This is a genomic window from Streptomyces sp. NPDC058373 (assembly GCF_042723275.1).
Lineage (GTDB): Bacteria > Actinomycetota > Actinomycetes > Streptomycetales > Streptomycetaceae > Streptomyces.
Map to the genome: position 1 here is coordinate 56,711 of NZ_JBHXJE010000032.1, position 17,270 is coordinate 73,980.

The window sequence follows — 17,270 nt, forward strand, 5'->3', positions numbered from 1 at the left end:
CAAATCTCTCCCACATCGCACTTCGCGGCCGTGCACGACGACGCGGAAGGCCCCCTCGAAGAACCGAGGGGGCCTTCCGCGCTTCAGGTGGCAGGCTTCTGAGCAGGCAGTTTCTACTTCCGCCCCTCGCCCACGCCCAGCTCCCGGGCGATGAGCATGCGCTGGACCTCGCTGGTGCCCTCGCCGATCTCCAGGATCTTGGAGTCGCGCCACATGCGGGCCACCGGGTACTCGTTCATGAAGCCGTAGCCGCCGTGGATCTGGGTGGCGTCGCGGGCGTTGTCGACGGCGACCGTGGAGGAGTACAGCTTGGCGGCGGCGGCCTGCTTCTTGAAGGGCTCGCCCGCGACCAGGCGGCTGGCCGCGTCGCGCCAGGCGAGGCGGGCGGTGTAGGCGCGGGTGTCCATGTCGGCGATCTTGAACTGGATCGCCTGGTTGGCGCCGATCGGCTTGCCGAAGGCGTGGCGTTCGGCGGCGTACTTCACGGATTCGTCGACGCAGCCCTGGGCGAGGCCGGTGCCGAGGGCGGCGATGGCGATGCGGCCCTCGTCGAGGATGCGCAGGAACTGGGCGTAGCCCCGGCCCTGTTCGCCCAGCAGGTTGGCGGCCGGGACGCGGACCTCGTCGAAGGAGAGCTCGCGGGTGTCGGAGGCGTTCCAGCCGACCTTGGAGTACTGCGCCGCCACGGTGAAGCCGGGCGTGCCGGACGGGACGATGATCGCGGAGATCAGCGGGGAGCCGTCGGGCTTGCGGCCGGTGACGGCGGTGACGGTGACCAGGCCGGTGATGTCGGTGCCGGAGTTGGTGATGAAGCACTTGCCGCCGTTGATGACCCACTCGTTCGCCGCCTCGTCCAGGCGGGCGGTGGTGCGGGTGCCGCCCGCGTCCGAGCCGGCACCGGGCTCGGTGAGGCCGAAGGCGCCGAGGATCTCGCCGGAGCACAGGCGCGGCAGCCACTGGCGCTTCTGCTCCTCGGTGCCGAAGAGGTGGATCGGCATGGCCCCCAGCGAGACGCCCGCCTCCAGGGTGATGGCCACCGACGAGTCGACGCGGGCCAGCTCCTCCAGGGCGATGCCGAGGGCGAGGTAGTCGCCGCCCATGCCGCCGTACTCCTCGGGGAAGGGCAGGCCGAAGAGGCCCATGCGGCCCATCTCGCGGACGATCTCGTAGGGGAACTCGTGGCGCTCGTAGAGGTCGCCGATCTTCGGCGCGATGACGTCGTGGGCGAACGCCTCGACGGTACGGCGGAGTTCCTCGTGTTCGGCGGAGAGCCGGTGGTCCAGGGACATCGGGTACGACTCCTAGTGGGCTGCGGCGGGGTACGGCGGCAGTGCAGGGAGAGCGCTACTCCTGGTGGGAGAGGGCGCGGACGGTACGGGACGGGCTGGGGCGGCCCAGCCGTCCGGCGAGCCAGTCGCTGGTGGCGACGAGCGCGCCGAGGTCGGTGCCGGTGTCGATGCCGAGGCCGTGCAGCATCCACACCAGGTCCTCGGTGGCGAGGTTGCCGGTGGCGCTCCTGGCGTACGGGCAGCCGCCGAGGCCCCCGGCGGAGGCGTCCACGACGGTGACGCCGTGCTGGAGCGCGGCGAGGGTGTTGGAGAGGGCCTGGCCGTACGTGTCGTGGAAGTGGACGGCGAGCGCGCCGGGGCCGACGCCCGCCGCGTGCAGGGCGCGCAGCAGCGAGCCGACCTGGCCCGGGGTGGCGACGCCGATGGTGTCGCCGAGCGACAGCTCGTCGCAGCCCATGGCGTGCAGGGCGGTGGCGACACGCACCACCTGGGCCTCGGGGACGGGGCCCTCCCACGGGTCGCCGAAGCACATCGAGAGGTAGCCGCGCACGCGCAGGCCCTCGGCCTTGGCGCGGGTGACCACCGGCTCGAACATGGCGAGGGACTCGTCCACGGTCCGGTTGAGGTTGCGGCGGGCGAAGGTCTCGGTGGCGGAGGCGAAGACCGCGACGTGGCGGGCGCCGAGGACCAGTGCCCGGTCCAGGCCCCGGGCGTTGGGGACCAGGACGGGCAGGTCGGTGCCGGACTCCCGGAGCCCGTCCAGCATCGGGAAGAGCTGTTCGGCGTCGGCGAGCTGGGGCACCCACTCGGGGCGGACGAAGCTGGTCGCCTCGACGGTGGTGAGCCCGGCGGCGGCCAGCCGCCGCACGAACTCCGCCTTCACCTCGGTCGGGACGACCGCCTTCTCGTTCTGCAGCCCGTCACGCGGACCGACCTCGTGGATCCGGACCCGGGAGGGCAGTCCGTCGGCGCGGACCACCATGGGCAGGCCCGGGATGCCGGGCGCGGTGGCGGGGGTCGGTGAGTCGGTCATGCCTGCGCCTCCTCGGCGGGGGTGGCGGGAGCCTGCCGTACGAGGGCGGCTTCGGAGGGGGCGGCGCCGTTCGGGGCCTCGGGCGCCTCCGGCGGAGTCACCACGGCGAGGACCTGGTCCATGGCGACCGTCGTCCCCGGGGTGACGTCGAGTTCGGTGACCGTTCCGGCGTGCGGGGCGCAGATGACGTGCTCCATCTTCATCGCCTCCACCACCAGCAGGCCCTGCCCCTCCTCGACCTCCTCGCCGACGGCGACCTTGACCAGCGTCACCGTCCCCGGCATGGGCGCGGTCAGCGCCTTCGCGCCGGCCGCCCGGTCGGCACCGGCCAGCGCCTCGGCGACCGGGTCGACATCGGTGACCTGCCAGGCGTCGCCCTCGCGGGCCAGCCACTGCCCGGCCCGGCGGAAGGTGTGCCGGATTCCGTCGAGGGTGACGGCGACGGTGTCGGCGGTGACCCGGTGGGTGCCGGGCGCCTCGCCGGTGTATGCCACCGTCTCCTGGCCGGGGACGCGCAGGTGGTGGACGACGGGGGCGGGCGGCCCCGCCAGCCGCCAGCCGTCGGCGGCCGCGAACGGATCGCTCCAGCCCCGCGCGTCCGGGGCGGGGGCCAGCTCGGCCAGGCGTACGGCGGCCGCGGCCTCGTAGACCTCCGGCGGGACGCCCGGGTCGGCCAGGGCGTCGGCCTCGCGTTCGACCAGGCCGGTGTCGAGGGCGCCCGCGACGACCGCCGGGTGGGCCAGGAGGCGGCGCAGGAACCCGGCGTTGGTGGGGACGCCGAGGGTGACGGTGTCGGCGAGGGCCGCGCGCAGGCGGCGCAGGGCGGTGGGGCGGTCGGGGCCGTAGGCGATGACCTTGGCGAGCATCGGGTCGTAGACGCTGGTGACCTCGGTGCCCTCGCTGAGGCCGGAGTCGGTGCGCACGCCCGGCCCTGCCGGTTCGGTGAGGGCGAGGACGGTGCCGCCCGAGGGGAGGAAGCCCCGGGCGGGGTCCTCGGCGCAGAGGCGGGCCTCGACGGCGTGGCCGGTGAGGGTGACGGCGTCCTGGGTGAAGGGGAGCGGTTCGCCCGCCGCCACCCGCAGCTGCCACTCGACCAGGTCGACCCCGGTGATCAGCTCGGTGACGGGGTGCTCCACCTGGAGGCGGGTGTTCATCTCCATGAAGCAGTAGCCGGCCGGGTCGTCGCCGGGGACGATGAACTCGACCGTCCCGGCGCCGGTGTAGCCGCAGGAGCGGGCGGCCTGCACGGCGGCTTCGCCCATCGCGGCCCGGGTCGCCTCGTCCAGCAGGACGCTCGGCGCCTCCTCGACGATCTTCTGGTGGCGGCGCTGGAGCGAGCACTCCCGCTCGCCGAGGTGGACGACGTTCCCGTGGCCGTCGGCCAGCACCTGGATCTCGATGTGCCGGGGCCGGTCGATCCACCGCTCCACCAGCAGTGTGTCGTCGCCGAACGAGGCGCGGGCCTCGCGCCGGGCGGCGGCGATCTCCTCGGCCAGCGCGCCCTCCTCGCGGACCAGCCGCATCCCCTTGCCGCCGCCGCCCGCCGAGGGCTTCAGCAGCACCGGCATGCCGATCCCGCGGGCCGCCTCGGCCAGCTCGGTGTCGGTCAGGCCGCTGCCGGAGGAGCCGGGGACGACCGGGACCCCGGCCGCGCGCACCGTCTCCTTGGCGCGGATCTTGTCGCCCATCAGCGCGATGGCGTCGGCGGGCGGCCCGATGAAGGCGAGCCCGGCCTCGGCGCAGGCCCGCGCGAAAGCGGCGTTCTCGGCGAGGAAGCCGTACCCCGGGTGGACCGCCTGGGCGCCGGTGCGGCGGGCCGCCTCCAGCAGGCGGGGGATGTGCAGGTAGCTCTCGGCGGCGGCCGGCGGGCCGATGCGTACGGCGGTGTCGGCCTCCCGGACGTGCCGCGCGTCGGCGTCGGCGTCGCTGTACACCGCGACCGAGCGGACCCCCAGCTCCCGCAGAGTGCGGATGACGCGTACCGCGATCTCGCCCCGGTTGGCGACGAGCACCGTGTCGAACATGGTTCTGGCTCCTCCTGGTGCGGCGTGGCGTACGGCCTGGTCGGTGGGCATGCCGCTCACATCCGGAAGACGCCGAAGCCCTGGGCCTCGCCGTCCCGCGCGGGGACCGGTGCCTGGGCGCAGGCGGTCAGGGCGAGGCCGACGACGCGGCGCGTCTGGAGCGGGTCGATGACGCCGTCGTCCCAGAGGCGGGCGGTGGCGTAGTAGGGGTCGCCCTGCGTCTCGTACTGGGCGCGCACCGGCGCCTTGAACTCCTCCTCGGCCTCGGCCGGCCACTCCTCGCCGCGCGCCTCCATCTGGTCGCGCTTGACGGCGGCGAGGACCGAGGCGGCCTGCTCGCCGCCCATCACGGAGATCTTGGCGTTGGGCCACATCCACAGGAAGCGGGGGCTGTAGGCCCGGCCGCACATCGAGTAGTTGCCCGCGCCGTACGAGCCGCCGATGACGACGGTCAGCTTGGGGACGCGGGCGCAGGCGACGGCGGTGACCATCTTGGCGCCGTGCTTGGCGATGCCGCCCGCCTCGTAGTCGCGGCCGACCATGAAGCCGGAGATGTTCTGGAGGAAGAGCAGCGGGATGCCGCGCTGGTCGCAGAGCTCGATGAAGTGCGCGCCCTTCTGGGCGGACTCCGAGAAGAGGATGCCGTTGTTGGCGACGATGCCGACCGGGTGGCCGTGGATCCGCGCGAAGCCGGTGACCAGGGTCTGCCCGTACTCCTGCTTGAACTCGGCGAAGCGGGAGCCGTCCACGATCCGTCCGATGACCTCGCGCACGTCGTACGGCGTGCGCGAGTCGGCCGGGACGGCGCCGTAGAGGCCCGCCGGGTCCAGGGCCGGTTCCTCGACGGGGAGCAGCTCCCAGCTGGGCTCGGGGGAGGGCGGCAGGGTGGCGACGATGTTGCGGACGATGCGCAGGGCGTGCGCGTCGTCCTCGGCGAGGTGGTCGGTGACGCCGGAGGTCCGCGAGTGGACCTCGCCGCCGCCCAGCTCCTCGGCGGTGACGACCTCGCCGGTGGCCGCCTTCACCAGCGGCGGCCCGCCGAGGAAGATCGTGCCCTGGCCGCGCACGATGACCGCCTCGTCGCTCATCGCCGGGACGTACGCGCCGCCGGCCGTGCAGGAGCCGAGGACGGCCGCGATCTGGGCGACGCCCGAGCCCGAGAGGCGGGCCTGGTTGTAGAAGATGCGGCCGAAGTGGTCCCGGTCGGGGAAGACCTCGTCCTGCATCGGCAGGAAGGCGCCGCCGGAGTCGACCAGGTAGAGGCAGGGCAGCCTGTTCTCCAGCGCCACCTCCTGGGCGCGCAGGTGCTTCTTGACCGTCATCGGGTAGTACGTGCCGCCCTTGACCGTGGCGTCGTTGGCCACGATCACGCAGAGCCGGCCCGAGACCCGCCCGATCCCGGCGATCACCCCGGCGGCCGGGGCGCCCCCGCCGTACATCCCGTCGGCTGCCAGCGGGGCCAGCTCCAGGAAGGGCGAGCCCGCGTCGAGCAGGGCGTCGACCCGGTCGCGGGGGAGGAGCTTGCCGCGGGCCACATGGCGGGCCCGGGACTTCTCACCGCCGCCGAGGCGGGCCTCGGCCAGCTTCTCGCGCAGCCGTGCGGCGAGCTTGGTGTGCGCCTCTTCGTTGGACCGCCAGGTGTCGGACGCCGGATCGGCGGCGCTGCCCAGCACTGGTGCCTCTCGCATGGCCTGTGGCTCCCTTGCCGTGACCGGAGCGGCCTCCCGAGAGGGACCGCTCCGGCGTTAATGACCGTTAACGCGTTGCGGACAGGTTAACGACCGCTAACGACCCTGTCTAGAATGAGTTCCATGACTCCCACCGCCACCCCCACCCGCCGCGAGCAGATCCTGAAGGAGGCCGCCCGCCTCTTCGCCGAGCGCGGCTTCCACGGGGTCGGCGTCGACGAGATAGGGGCCGCCGTCGGTATCAGCGGGCCCGGCCTCTACCGCCACTTCGCGGGCAAGGACGCGATGCTCGCCGAGCTGCTCGTCGGCATCTCCGAACAGCTCCTGGAAGGCGGCCGGCAGCGCGCCGAGGGGGCCGGCCGGGCCGCTCCGGAGGCCGTCCTCGACTCGCTCATCGCGGGCCACATCGACTTCGCCCTCGACGACCGCCCCCTGATCACCCTCCACGACCGCGAGCTGGACCGCCTGCGCGACGCCGACCGCAAGCGGGTCCGCCGCCTCCAGCGGCAGTACGTCGAGCTGTGGGTCGAGGCGGTCCGCCGCCTCTATCCGGAGTTCGGCGAGCCCGCCGCCCGGGCCACCGTCCACGCGGTGTTCGGCCTGCTCAACTCCACCCCGCACCTCGGCCGCCCCGGCGCCCTGCCGGGCCGCTCCGGGATGGCGGAGCTGCTCCACCGGCTGGCCCGGGGCGCCTTCGCGGCCGGCGCGGGGGTGCCTCCGCGGGGGTGACGCGCGCCGGGTGCGGACATGGCTCCGCGCGAGTGACGCGCACCGGGCGCGGGGCCCCGCGTGACGGCCGTCGCATGCCCTGGACAGCCACCGGAACCGCCGGGTAACTTGCGTCTGAGCAAGCGCTTAGCTGGCGTCGGCGCGTCGTACGCCGGTGAGCCGCGCTTGCGCGCCCATGGCCGGACCGAAAGACGCGGCCCGGACGAGAGTGGGCCGGCAGCCCCCGAGGCGGCCGGTCACGAGCCGATCTAGGAGCATCACATGCGTCGTACGGTGTACAACGAGGACCACGAGGCGTTCCGCGAGACCCTCCGCGCCTTCATCGAGGCCGAGGTCGTCCCCGTCTACGACGAGTGGCTCGCCGCCGGTCAGGCCCCCCGCGACTTCTACTACAAGCTCGGTGAGCTGGGCATCTTCGGCATCGAGGTGCCCGAGGAGTTCGGCGGCGCCGGCGAGGAGTCCTTCAAGTACCAGGCGATCATCTCCGAGGAGTGCGCCCGCGCCGGTGTCTCCTTCGGCGGCTCCGGCGTCCACGTCGCGCTCTGCCTGCCCTACCTCAAGGCGTACGCCACCGAGGACCAGAAGAAGCGCTGGCTGCCCGACTTCGTCAGCGGCACCACGATGTACGCCATCGCCATGACCGAGCCCGGCACCGGCTCCGACCTGGCCGGCATGAAGACCACCGCCAAGCTCTCGGCCGACGGCTCGCACTACGTGCTCAACGGCGCCAAGACCTTCATCACCGGCGGCGTCCACGCCGACCGCGTCATCGTCTGCGCCCGCACCGCCGCCCCGACCCCCGAGGACCGCCGCTTCGGCATCTCCCTCTTCGTGGTCGACACCACGTCCGAGGGGTACGCGGTCGGCCGCAAGCTCGACAAGCTGGGCCTGCGCACCTCCGACACCGCCGAGCTCTCCTTCACCGACGTCAAGGTCCCCGTCGAGGACCTGCTCGGCGAGGAGAACAAGGGCTTCTCCTACCTCGGCCAGAACCTCCCCCAGGAGCGGCTGGGCATCGCGGTGGGCGCCTACGCCCAGGCCGCCGCCGCGATCCGGTTCGCCAAGGAGTACGTCCAGGACCGCACGGTCTTCGGCAAGACCGTCGCCTCCTTCCAGAACACCAAGTTCGAGCTGGCCGCCTGCCAGGCCGAGGTCGACGCCGCCGAGGCCGTCTGCGACCGCGCCCTGGAGGCCCACGACGCCGGTGAGCTGAGCGCCGCCGAGGCCGCCTCCGCCAAGCTCTTCTGCACCGAGGTCGCCTCCCGCGTCATCGATCGCTGCCTCCAGCTCCACGGCGGCTACGGCTACATGAACGAGTACCCGATCGCCCGCCTGTACGCGGACAACCGGGTCAACCGCATCTACGGCGGCACCAGCGAGGTCATGAAGATGATCATCGCCAAGAACATGGGTCTCTGAGACCGGAAGCCCTTCAGCGGCCGAGCAGTCCAGCAGTCCCGTGGTCCGTCGGACCTGACCGGAAGCGGAGCCACCCACAAGTGAACGACGCACTGGCCGGACTGCTGGTCCTGCTCGACCTGGAGCGGGTCGAGCAGGACATCTTCCGCGGGCAGTCCCGCTCGGCCGTCATCCCCCGCGTCTTCGGCGGCCAGGTCGCCGCCCAGGCGCTGGTGGCGGCCGGGCGGACCGTCCCGGACGACCGGCACACCCACTCCCTCCACGCGTACTTCCTGCGCCCGGGCGACCCGGGCGCGCCGATCGTCTACACCGTCGACCGGATCCGCGACGGCCGCTCCTTCACCACCCGCCGGGTCGTCGCCGTCCAGCACGGCCAGCCGATCTTCCACCTCTCCGCCTCCTTCCAGGTCTGGGAGGAGGGCCTGGACTACCAGGAGCCGATGCCGCCCGCACCGGACCCGGAGACCCTGGCGACCGCCGAGGAGATGGTCCCCCGGTACGCCGCCGCCTTCACCGACGAGGGCGTAGCCGAGCGCCTCCTGGAGGCCCGCGCCGCCGTCGACCTGCGCTACGTCCACGAGCCCCCGTACGCCACCCGCGGCGCCCCGCGCGAACCCCGCTCCCAGGTCTGGTTCCGCACCAACGGCAAGCTCGGCGACGTCGACCCGCTGACGCACGTCTGCCTCACCACGTACGTCTCCGACATGACCCTGCTCGACTCGGTCCTCCTCGCCCACGGCCGCGGCGGCTGGACCACCGGCGACATCACCGGCGCCAGCCTCGACCACGCCATGTGGTTCCACCGCCCCCTGCGCGCCGACGACTGGCTCCTCTACGACCAGCACTCCCCGTCCGCCTCCGGCGGCCGCGGGCTCGGCCAGGGCCGCATCTACACCCGGGGCGGGCAGCTCGCGGTGACGGTGATCCAGGAAGGGGTCATGCGGGTTCCGCGGTGACGGGGCTCCGCCGTGCGCGGGGCACGCCGCCCGCCTGCCAGGCCGGCGGCCCCGGTCCCGCCTCCCCGGCCCCGCCGGACGAATCGGGCATACTCCCCGACCATGGGTGCAGCCTCAGCGGAACCTGACGACCCCGGCACCGGCGCACCGGGCGCCCCGGTCACCGCCCCCGGCGGCGGACCCGGCGCCGACCGGGGCGAGTCGACCTTCACCGTCCTCGTCGCCGCCGGCGCCAACCTCGGCATCGCCGTCGCCAAGGCGGCCGCGGGCATCATCAGCGGCTCCAGCGCGATGCTCTCCGAGGCCGCGCACTCCGTCGCCGACACCGTCACCGAGCTGCTCCTGCTCACCGCCCTGCGCCGCAGCGCCCACCCCGCCGACGAGGCCCACCCCCTCGGCTACGCCGCCGCCCGCTACGTCTGGGCCCTGCTCGCCTCCGTCGCCACCTTCGTCGGCGGCGCCGTCTTCGCCATCTACGACGGCGTCCACACCCTGGCCGTCGGCGAGGAACTGGGCAACCCGACCCTCTCCTACGTCGTCCTCGGCATCGCCTTCCTCCTGGAGGGGTTCAGCCTGCGCACCGGCGTGCGCCAGATGCGCGGCGAGGCCCACCGTGCCCGCACCCCGCTCCGCCACTACCTGCGCCACACTCCCGACACCACCGTCAAGGCCGTCGTCCTGGAGGACTCCGCCGCCCTGATCGGCCTGGTCCTCGCCGCGGCCGGCCTCACCGGCGCCCACCTCACCGGTTCCCCGGTCTTCGACGGCGTCGCCTCCCTCCTCATCGGCCTCCTCCTCGTCTACGTCGCCTGGGTCCTGGGCCGCTCCAACGTCGAACTCCTCATCGGCCGCCCCCTCCCCGCCACCGTCCGCGAGGCCATCCACGCCGAACTCCTCGCCGTCGACCAGGTCCACTCCGTCCTGGAACTGACCACCCTCATGCAGGGCCCCGACGAAGCCCTCGCCGCAGCCAAGATCGACTTCCGCGACACGGCCACGGCGGCGGAGATCGAGTGGGCCTGTGAGCGCGCCGAACGGAGACTCCGCGAGAGGTTCCCGCAGATCAGGCGGGTGTATCTGGACCCGACGCCGGGGGCGGGGCAGCGGCGGCGGGAGGGGCTTGATCCTTGGGGGGACGGCCGGGACGAGTGAGGACGCCCCGCCACGACACGGCCCGCCCTCCAGTGGGATGGGCGAGCCGTGGTGTCGTGCGTGCGGCTACTTCAGGGCGCCATGCTTCAGCGCGGCGACGAAGGTGTTCAGGGCGTCGTAGGGGAGGAGCAGGGCAGGCCCGGTGGGGGCCTTGCTGTCGCGGAGGGCGGCGATGCGGTGGTGGGGGTCGAGGACGGCGCATTCGACGCACTGCGCACCCGCCTCGCTCCGTGAGGACTTCCACCAGGCCACCGGCAGGGTGGCGGCGTTCTCGGCCTGGTTCATAGCTGAGCCCTTATCTCTGTCATGCGGTCCATGGATGCCTCAACGCTCAACGCGCTTGCCTGTAGTCGCCCGAAGCCGTCGCGGTAGGCCGAGACCTGGTTGCGGTCTTCCACGTACACGGCTGACGTCAGCGTTTCGGTGTGCACTACGTCGAGGTCATCGAAGCCGAGCAAGGTGTACGAGCCCATCTGGCCGATGTGGGGCGGGGCGTCCGACGGCATGGTCTGGACGTTCGCGTTCGGCCTCTGGCTCAGGGCCAACAGGCGCGAGAGCTGTTCCCGCATGACGCCCTGATCCCTGATGCGCACGCGGAGGGCAGCCTCCGCGATGATCGCCCACAGAGCCACCGGATTCTTCCGTGTGAGCACGGCTTGGCGGGCGAGGCGTACCTCGACCAGCGCGTCGACCTTCGCCTCGACACCTTCGGCGATCCATGGTGCGAATGAACTCGCGTGCGTAGTCACCGGTCTGGAGCAGGCCCGGGACTGGGGGCACGCTGGTGTGACGCACCAGGTACGCGCTGATGCTCTGCGTGACGACGGTGGTGCGTTCCTTGGCGCATGCCCAGAAGGGGGCTCAGTGACCAATCCATGGAGTCGAACGGTTTCAGGGGGCGGCGCGTTCACGCCCGGTCCGCCACCCATTCTCTTGCTCATCAGCGAACCCCAGTCCGCCCGCGGCCCGGCTGTTCGTACGCCGATACTTGGCGGGCCACGTTCCAGGGGCGTCCGAGGAGCACGTCGAGACCGTCGCGCTCGTCGCCTGCGAACTGGTCACCAACGCGATCCGCTACGGCACCGAGCCGGGAGACTCCCTCCGGGTCGTGCTCGACGCGAACGAAGGTCGCACCCGCGTAGAGGTGCACGACCCCGTGCGCCGTCACTCCAGGCGCAGGCGCCCGTCGGATGAACGGGAGCGCGGGCGCGGGCTGTTCCTCCTCGACGCCCTGTGCCCGCAGAGCTGGGGCGTGGGCGACCTCCCGTTCCGCAAGGCGGTGTACTTGCCCGCGGCCTGGGCCACCCGGTTCACGTAGTCGACCGTGGGGGCCAACTCCTCGTAGGCCATCGCGGGACAAGCGTCTCCGCGTCCGCTCATGAAACAACCTCCCCGGCGCGTGGCAGGGAATCGCGGGGGATCAGCGGTGATTCTCCCCTTTCACGCGCGCGTCGGCCCCCGGCCCGGCAAAGGCGAGGGTGCCCCGGGAACCTCTACGCCGCCTCCAACCCCGCCGCCCCCAGCAGGTACGCCGTCATCGGGTCGTAGAAGCGCGGGTCCAGGACGTGGTCGTCCAAGGGGACGGTGACGTGCATGGTGCCTTCGGCCTCGCCGATGAAGAGGGCGGGGTCGTTGCAGTCGGCGTAGCCGAGGGAGTCGAGGCCGCGCTGGGCGGCACAGCCGGCCCAGCCGTGGTCGGCGACGACCAGGTCGGGCAGGGGGCGGCCCTCGCGCTCCAGGCCGTCGAGGATGACGGTCATCGGCTCGGGGGAGTGGGTGTGCCAGAGGGTGGCGCCGCGCTCCAGCATCGCGACGTCGGCGAACTGGAAGACCATCCCCTCGGAGGTGCGCAGCCCGCCGGGGACGACGACGATGTCGCACCCCGCGGCGCGCAGGGCGGCGGCGGTGGCGCGGTGGACGTCGAGGAGGCCGCCGGGGTGGCCGGTGGCGAAGAGGACGCGTTCGCGGCCCTCGGCGGCCTTGCGCAGGCGGGCCGCCATGCGGTCCAGGCCGTCGACGGTCAGCTCCGGGTCGATGGTGTCCTGGCCGTGCCGGTGCTCCGGGTCGTCGCTGACGCCGCACCGCTCGGCCATCACGGCCAGTACGTCCTGCTCGTCGGCCCAGCGGTCGCCGAGCTCCAGCCCCAGCCAGTAGTGGCGGTCGCCGTTGGCGAGCCTGCGGTAGTGGTCGAGGTTGTTGTCGCGGGGCGTGGCGACGTCGCCGGCGATCCGGGCGCGGACGAGATGCTCGACGAGGGTGGCGCGACTGGGTATCGACATGGAGACCATTGTGCCCGCAGCTCCGGCCGCCGGGGGCGGCTCGTGGCGGTTGGTGCCGCCTTTTCCGCCGGTCGGGCGGGTTCCGGGCGCGGTCGGCGCCCTCCTACTCCCCACCCCGCCCCAGCGCGAACCACAGCTCCATCCGCACGTCCGCGTCGTCCAGGTCGGTGGCGAGCAGGCGGGCGCAGCGGGCGATGCGGCCCCGGACGGTGTTGCGGTGGACGGTCAGTGCGGTGGCGGTCCGGTCCCAGCTGCCGTGCAGGGAGAGCCAGACGCGGAGGGTCTGTGCGAGTTCGGGGGTGCCGTCCAGCGGGGCCAGCAGCTCGCGGGCGTACGCCTCGGCGTCGGCCGGGTCGACCAGCGCGGCCAGCCCCTGCCCGTCCCCGGCCCGGTCGCGGACCAGTGGGCGGTGGGTGGCGCGGGCACGGGCCAGGGCGCGGGCCGCGCGGGCGTCGGCGGCGGGCAGGTCCGGCGGGTCCCCGGCGGCGGTGGCCGTGCCCAGGGTCCAGCCGCGTTGCGGGGCGGGTTCGGCGCCGCCGGGCAGCAGGACGCGGACCGTGTCGTCGCCCGGTCCCGTGCCGACCAGGGTGGAGCCCAGTGCCGTGCCGAGCCCGGATGCGGCCAGGGCGTCGACGGGGCCGCCGTGCGGGGCGCGGCGGGCCCGGACCACCGTCCACGGGCCCGTGCCGAGGACGTCGGCGACCTCGCCGGGGGCGTCGCCGAGCAGCAGCGAGACCAGGGCCGAGGTGCGGCCCGCCCAGGAGGCGCCGGGCTGTTCGGCGGTGAGGAGGGAGAGGAGGACGACCGCGATCGGGGAGAGGGACTGTTCGCCCTCGGTGCCCGCCGGGCAGACCGTGCCCAGCGCGTGGCCGCCGGTGCCGGTCAGCGCGTACACCGCGATGCGGTCGCGGCCCGCCGTCTCGGTCGCCGAGGTGGGGGCGGGCCGGGTGGCCGGGCCGGGGCGGAGCTTGGCGGCGAGCTGGCCGAGGAGGGCTCGGGCCGGGTCCGGCGGGGCGCCGCGGCCGCCGGGGACGAGGATCTCGCCATCGGGGCCGAGCAGCACCGCGTACCCGTCGAGGAGGGCGGCGAGGCGGGTCAGGACGGCGCGTACCGGGTCGGGCCCGGCGGCCGCCGTCGCCAGGCCGCGCTGGGCCTCGGCCGCGCGGCGCAGCCCCGCGTGCCGGGACTCCGCCATCAGCCGCCACACCGCGCGCGCCACCGCGCTGAACGGCGTCGACGACGGCACCTCGACCAGCGGCAGCCCCCAGCGGTCGCACGCCGCGACCAGGCCGCGCGGCACGGCCTCGTGCACCGGCGCCACCCCGAATCCGAGCGCCGAGCCGCCCGCCGCGACGATCCGGCCGACGTACGCGTCCAGGTAGCCGCCCGCCCCCGCCGCCTCCGGCAGGTGCAGCCCCGCGCTGAGCAGCAGCTCACCGCCGAGCAGGTACGGGTACGGGTCCTCCATCTCCGAGGTGTGCACCCACTGCACCAGCCGCTCCCCGTCCCCGTCGTCCACCGGCGGGCCGCCCACCTGGCGCAGCCCGAGGCCCAGATCGGCCCGGCCCAGCAGCGCCGAGAGGCGGACCGGCGGGGTCGGCGGGAGGGCGGCGGACGGCGGGCCGGGCGGCACGGGGGAGGGGGCGGAGCTCATGGCGGTGGATGATCCATCCATCAGGAGGGCTGAAGAGGGATGAAACCTACACTTCAGCCGGGCCCGGGGGCGACCTAGGGTCGAGCCACGCCCGCCACCCGCCGACGGCGGCGGGCGGCCGTACAGCGCGCGCCGTCCACGGCGGACGGAACGGCGAGCCGTACGCGGAAGACCGGCACCCCCGCCGCACCGGCGCGCGACACCGTCCCGCGCGCCCCGCCCCCTCCTCCGCATCCGGACGAAACGGAGCCCCCCGTGGCAGTCGACTACGCGGTCATCTTTCTCTACCTGGCCGGCATGCTCGCCATGGGCTGGTGGGGGATGCGCCGGGCCCGCTCCAAGAGCGACTTCCTGGTCGCCGGGCGGCGCCTCGGCCCGTTCCTCTACTCCGGCACCATGGCCGCCATCGTCCTCGGCGGCGCCTCCACCATCGGCGGCGTCGGCCTCGGCTACAAGCACGGGCTCTCCGGCGCCTGGATGGTCCTCACCATCGGCTTCGGCCTGCTCGCCCTCTCCCTCTTCTTCTCCGCGCGCATCTCCCGGCTGAAGGTCTACACCGTCTCCGAGATGCTCGACCTGCGGTACGGCGGCCGGGCCGGGCTCATCACCGGCCTGGTGATGTGGGCGTACACGCTGATGCTCGCCGTCACCTCGACCATCGCCTACGCCACCATCTTCGACGTCCTCCTCGATGTGCCCCGCACCCTCGCCATCGTGCTGGGCGGCGGCATCGTGGTCGCGTACTCGACGCTCGGCGGCATGTGGTCGATCACGCTGACCGACATGGTGCAGTTCGTCGTCAAGACGATCGGGGTGCTGCTCCTGCTTCTGCCCATCGCCGTGGTCAAGGCCGGCGGCTTCGGCGCGCTCCGCGACTCACTGCCGACCAGCTACTTCGAGCCGCTGGGCATCGGCGGCGAGACGATCTTCACCTACGTGCTGATCTACACCTTCGGCATGCTGATCGGGCAGGACATCTGGCAGCGCGTCTTCACCGCCCGCGACGACCGCACGGCCCGCTGGGGCGGCACCGTCGCCGGTACGTACTGCCTGGTCTACGCGATAGCCGGCGCCGTCATCGGCACCGCGGCCAAGGTCATCTACCCGAACCTGGCCAGCGCCGACGACGCCTTCGCCACCATCGTCACCCACGAACTGCCCGTCGGCGTCCGGGGCCTGGTGCTGGCCGCCGCGCTCGCCGCGGTGATGTCGACCTCGTCCGGCGCCCTCATCGCCTGCGCCACCGTCGCCAACAACGACATCTGGTCCCGGCTGCGCGCCGCCACCCGGGGCGGCGAGCCCGCGACCCCCTCCGGCGGCCACGACGAGGTGCGCGGCAACCGCCTCTTCATCCTGATCATGGGCGCCGCCGTGATCGTCATCGCGATCGCCCTCAACGACGTGGTCCAGGCGCTCACCGTCGCCTACAACCTCCTCGTCGGCGGCCTCCTCATCCCCATCCTCGGCGGACTGCTGTGGAAGCGCGGCACCGTGCAGGGCGCGCTCACCTCCGTCGCGGTGGGCGGCCTCACCGTCCTCGCCCTGATGTGGCACTTCGGCATCCTCGCCGACCAGCCCATCTACTACGGCCTGCTCGCCTCCCTCGCCGCGTACGTCGTCGTCTCCCTCCTCACCCCGCCCACCGACCCCGCCGTGCTGGCCGCCTGGCGCGAGCGGCTCGCCGGGCGGGGCGCGCCCGAGAGCGCGAGCCCGCCGGCCGAGGACACGGACGCCGCCCCGGGGGCGCACGCCGAGGCGCATCCCGGAGAAGGGCGCTGACGCCCGCTCCCCTGACCCGCCCGCACCCCGGGCGACCCGCACCCGCCCCGCACCCCGGGGCCGTACCCCGCCCCGATCCGGGGCTCACGGAAGGACACCCGCACCCATGACCGCACCCGCGTCCGCGCCCCGCCCCGAGCCGCGCGGCCCCGTCGACTCCTCGCGTATCCCGCGCTTCGCCGGGCCCGCCACCTTCGCGCGGCTGCCGCGGCTGGACGAGGTGGGCTCCGCCGACATCGCCGTGGTCGGCGTCCCCTTCGACACCGGGGTCTCCTACCGGCCCGGCGCCCGGTTCGGCGGCAACGCCATCCGCGAGGCGTCCCGGCTCCTGCGCCCCTACAACCCGGCGCAGGACGCCTCCCCGTTCGCCCTCGCCCAGGTCGCCGACGCGGGCGACATCGCGGCCAACCCCTTCCACATCGAGGAGGCCGTGGAGACCGTAGAGGCCGCCGCCGACGACCTCCTCGCCACCGGGGCCCGGCTCATGACGCTGGGCGGCGACCACACCATCGCGCTGCCGCTGCTGCGCTCCGTCGCCAAGGTGCACGGGCCGGTGGCCCTGCTCCACTTCGACGCGCACCTGGACACCTGGGACACGTACTTCGGTGCCGAGTACACGCACGGGACGCCGTTCCGGCGGGCCGTCGAGGAGGGCATCCTCGACACCTCGGCGCTGTCCCACGTCGGTACCCGCGGGCCGCTCTACGGCAAGCAGGACCTGGACGACGACGAGAAGCTCGGGTTCGGGATCGTAACCAGCGCCGACGTGATGCGGCGCGGGGTCGACGAGGTCACCGACCAGCTCCGGCAGCGGATCGGGGACCGGCCGCTCTACATCTCCGTCGACATCGACGTCCTCGACCCCGCGCACGCGCCCGGGACCGGGACGCCCGAGGCCGGGGGGCTCACCTCCCGTGAGCTCCTGGAGATCATCCGGGGGCTCGCCTCCTGCCGGCTCGTCTCCGCCGACCTGGTCGAGGTGGCCCCCGCCTACGACCACGCCGAGATCACCGCCGTGGCCGCCAGCCACACGGCCTACGAACTCACCACCATCATGGCCCGCCAGACCTCAGCCTGACGGCCGACCTGCTCGCCCCCGGCGAGGCAGAGGCGAACTCGCCTCAAACGCCGGCCGGGCTGGTTCGGCCTCAAGCGCCGGCCGGGCTGAACTGTGGCCTCAAGCGCCGGCCGGGCTGAACTGTGGCCTCAAGCGCCGGCCGGGCTGAACTGTGGCCTCAAGCGCCGGCCGGGCTGAACTGTGGCCTCAA

At 73.6% G+C, this 17,270-nt stretch carries 14 protein-coding genes and 1 pseudogene; 7 read left to right on the top strand and 8 right to left on the bottom strand.

Annotated features, from left to right (window positions below; all coding sequences use genetic code 11):
• Positions 1–113: 113 nt before the first annotated feature.
• The 4 genes from ACFWMZ_RS19080 to ACFWMZ_RS19095 are packed head-to-tail and all read right to left on the bottom strand — an operon-like array spanning position 114 to position 6,034.
• Positions 114–1,289 carry an acyl-CoA dehydrogenase family protein gene (locus ACFWMZ_RS19080; protein ID WP_383202950.1) on the bottom strand — a complete coding sequence of 392 codons (1,176 nt, stop codon included), beginning with the start codon at positions 1,287–1,289 and terminating at the stop codon, positions 114–116.
• 55 nt (positions 1,290–1,344) lie between these two features.
• Entirely contained in the window at positions 1,345–2,322 is a 978-nt protein-coding gene (locus ACFWMZ_RS19085) for a hydroxymethylglutaryl-CoA lyase (RefSeq protein WP_383202953.1), read from the bottom strand.
• Complete coding sequence (locus tag ACFWMZ_RS19090; RefSeq protein ID WP_383177118.1) at positions 2,319–4,346, bottom strand: acetyl-CoA carboxylase biotin carboxylase subunit; 2,028 nt, start codon at positions 4,344–4,346, stop codon at positions 2,319–2,321. The genes ACFWMZ_RS19085 and ACFWMZ_RS19090 overlap by 4 nt, the downstream gene beginning before the upstream one ends.
• A 56-nt stretch (positions 4,347–4,402) precedes the next feature.
• Positions 4,403–6,034 carry a carboxyl transferase domain-containing protein gene (locus ACFWMZ_RS19095; RefSeq protein ID WP_383202956.1) on the bottom strand — a complete coding sequence of 544 codons (1,632 nt, stop codon included), beginning with the start codon at positions 6,032–6,034 and terminating at the stop codon, positions 4,403–4,405.
• Positions 6,035–6,157: 123 nt separating this feature from the next.
• Between ACFWMZ_RS19095 and ACFWMZ_RS19100 the strand changes: the two genes are divergently transcribed.
• The 4 genes from ACFWMZ_RS19100 to ACFWMZ_RS19115 all read left to right on the top strand — a co-directional run bounded on the left by ACFWMZ_RS19100 (position 6,158) and on the right by ACFWMZ_RS19115 (position 10,290).
• Positions 6,158–6,763 (top strand): TetR/AcrR family transcriptional regulator, encoded by a 606-nt coding sequence (locus tag ACFWMZ_RS19100; RefSeq protein WP_383177124.1) that lies wholly within the window; start codon positions 6,158–6,160, stop codon positions 6,761–6,763.
• A 261-nt stretch (positions 6,764–7,024) separates the two neighbouring features.
• Positions 7,025–8,182 carry an acyl-CoA dehydrogenase family protein gene (locus ACFWMZ_RS19105; protein WP_383177127.1) on the top strand — a complete coding sequence of 386 codons (1,158 nt, stop codon included), beginning with the start codon at positions 7,025–7,027 and terminating at the stop codon, positions 8,180–8,182.
• A gap of 80 nt (positions 8,183–8,262) precedes the next feature.
• Positions 8,263–9,138: an acyl-CoA thioesterase gene (locus ACFWMZ_RS19110; protein WP_383202959.1), complete on the top strand. Its 876-nt coding sequence runs from the start codon at positions 8,263–8,265 to the stop codon at positions 9,136–9,138.
• 102 nt (positions 9,139–9,240) lie between these two features.
• The gene (locus tag ACFWMZ_RS19115) at positions 9,241–10,290 is read left to right on the top strand and encodes a cation diffusion facilitator family transporter (protein ID WP_383202962.1); all 1,050 of its coding nucleotides are present in this window, start codon (positions 9,241–9,243) and stop codon (positions 10,288–10,290) included.
• 66 nt (positions 10,291–10,356) lie between these two features.
• Here the strand turns inward: ACFWMZ_RS19115 and ACFWMZ_RS19120 are convergent, their stop codons facing one another.
• Together ACFWMZ_RS19120 and ACFWMZ_RS19125 are read right to left on the bottom strand one after the other, a co-directional pair.
• A complete protein-coding gene (locus ACFWMZ_RS19120; protein WP_383177135.1) occupies positions 10,357–10,575 on the bottom strand; it encodes a DUF397 domain-containing protein in 219 nt (72 codons plus the stop codon).
• Complete coding sequence (locus ACFWMZ_RS19125) at positions 10,572–11,039, bottom strand: DUF5753 domain-containing protein (protein WP_383177137.1); 468 nt, start codon at positions 11,037–11,039, stop codon at positions 10,572–10,574. Before ACFWMZ_RS19125 ends, ACFWMZ_RS19120 begins: the two co-directional genes overlap by 4 nt.
• Before the next feature lie 184 nt (positions 11,040–11,223).
• On the opposite strand from ACFWMZ_RS19125, the pseudogene ACFWMZ_RS19130 reads away from it, so the two are divergent.
• Positions 11,224–11,608 (top strand): annotated as a pseudogene (locus ACFWMZ_RS19130) (ATP-binding protein).
• Between the two features lie 175 nt (positions 11,609–11,783).
• Here the strand turns inward: ACFWMZ_RS19130 and ACFWMZ_RS19135 are convergent.
• Complete coding sequence (locus ACFWMZ_RS19135) at positions 11,784–12,569, bottom strand: phosphatase (RefSeq protein WP_383177143.1); 786 nt, start codon at positions 12,567–12,569, stop codon at positions 11,784–11,786.
• Positions 12,570–12,672: 103 nt separating this feature from the next.
• Positions 12,673–14,223, bottom strand: a complete 1,551-nt coding sequence (locus ACFWMZ_RS19140; RefSeq protein ID WP_383202965.1) for a PucR family transcriptional regulator — start codon at positions 14,221–14,223, stop codon at positions 12,673–12,675.
• 255 nt (positions 14,224–14,478) lie between these two features.
• Between ACFWMZ_RS19140 and ACFWMZ_RS19145 the strand changes: the two genes are divergently transcribed.
• Positions 14,479–16,002, top strand: coding sequence for a sodium:solute symporter (locus tag ACFWMZ_RS19145; RefSeq protein ID WP_383177149.1), 1,524 nt, complete (start codon positions 14,479–14,481; stop codon positions 16,000–16,002).
• Positions 16,003–16,108: 106 nt separating this feature from the next.
• The gene (gene speB, locus ACFWMZ_RS19150) at positions 16,109–17,080 is read left to right on the top strand and encodes an agmatinase (RefSeq protein WP_383177151.1); all 972 of its coding nucleotides are present in this window, start codon (positions 16,109–16,111) and stop codon (positions 17,078–17,080) included.
• The last annotated feature ends 190 nt before the right edge of the window (positions 17,081–17,270 follow it).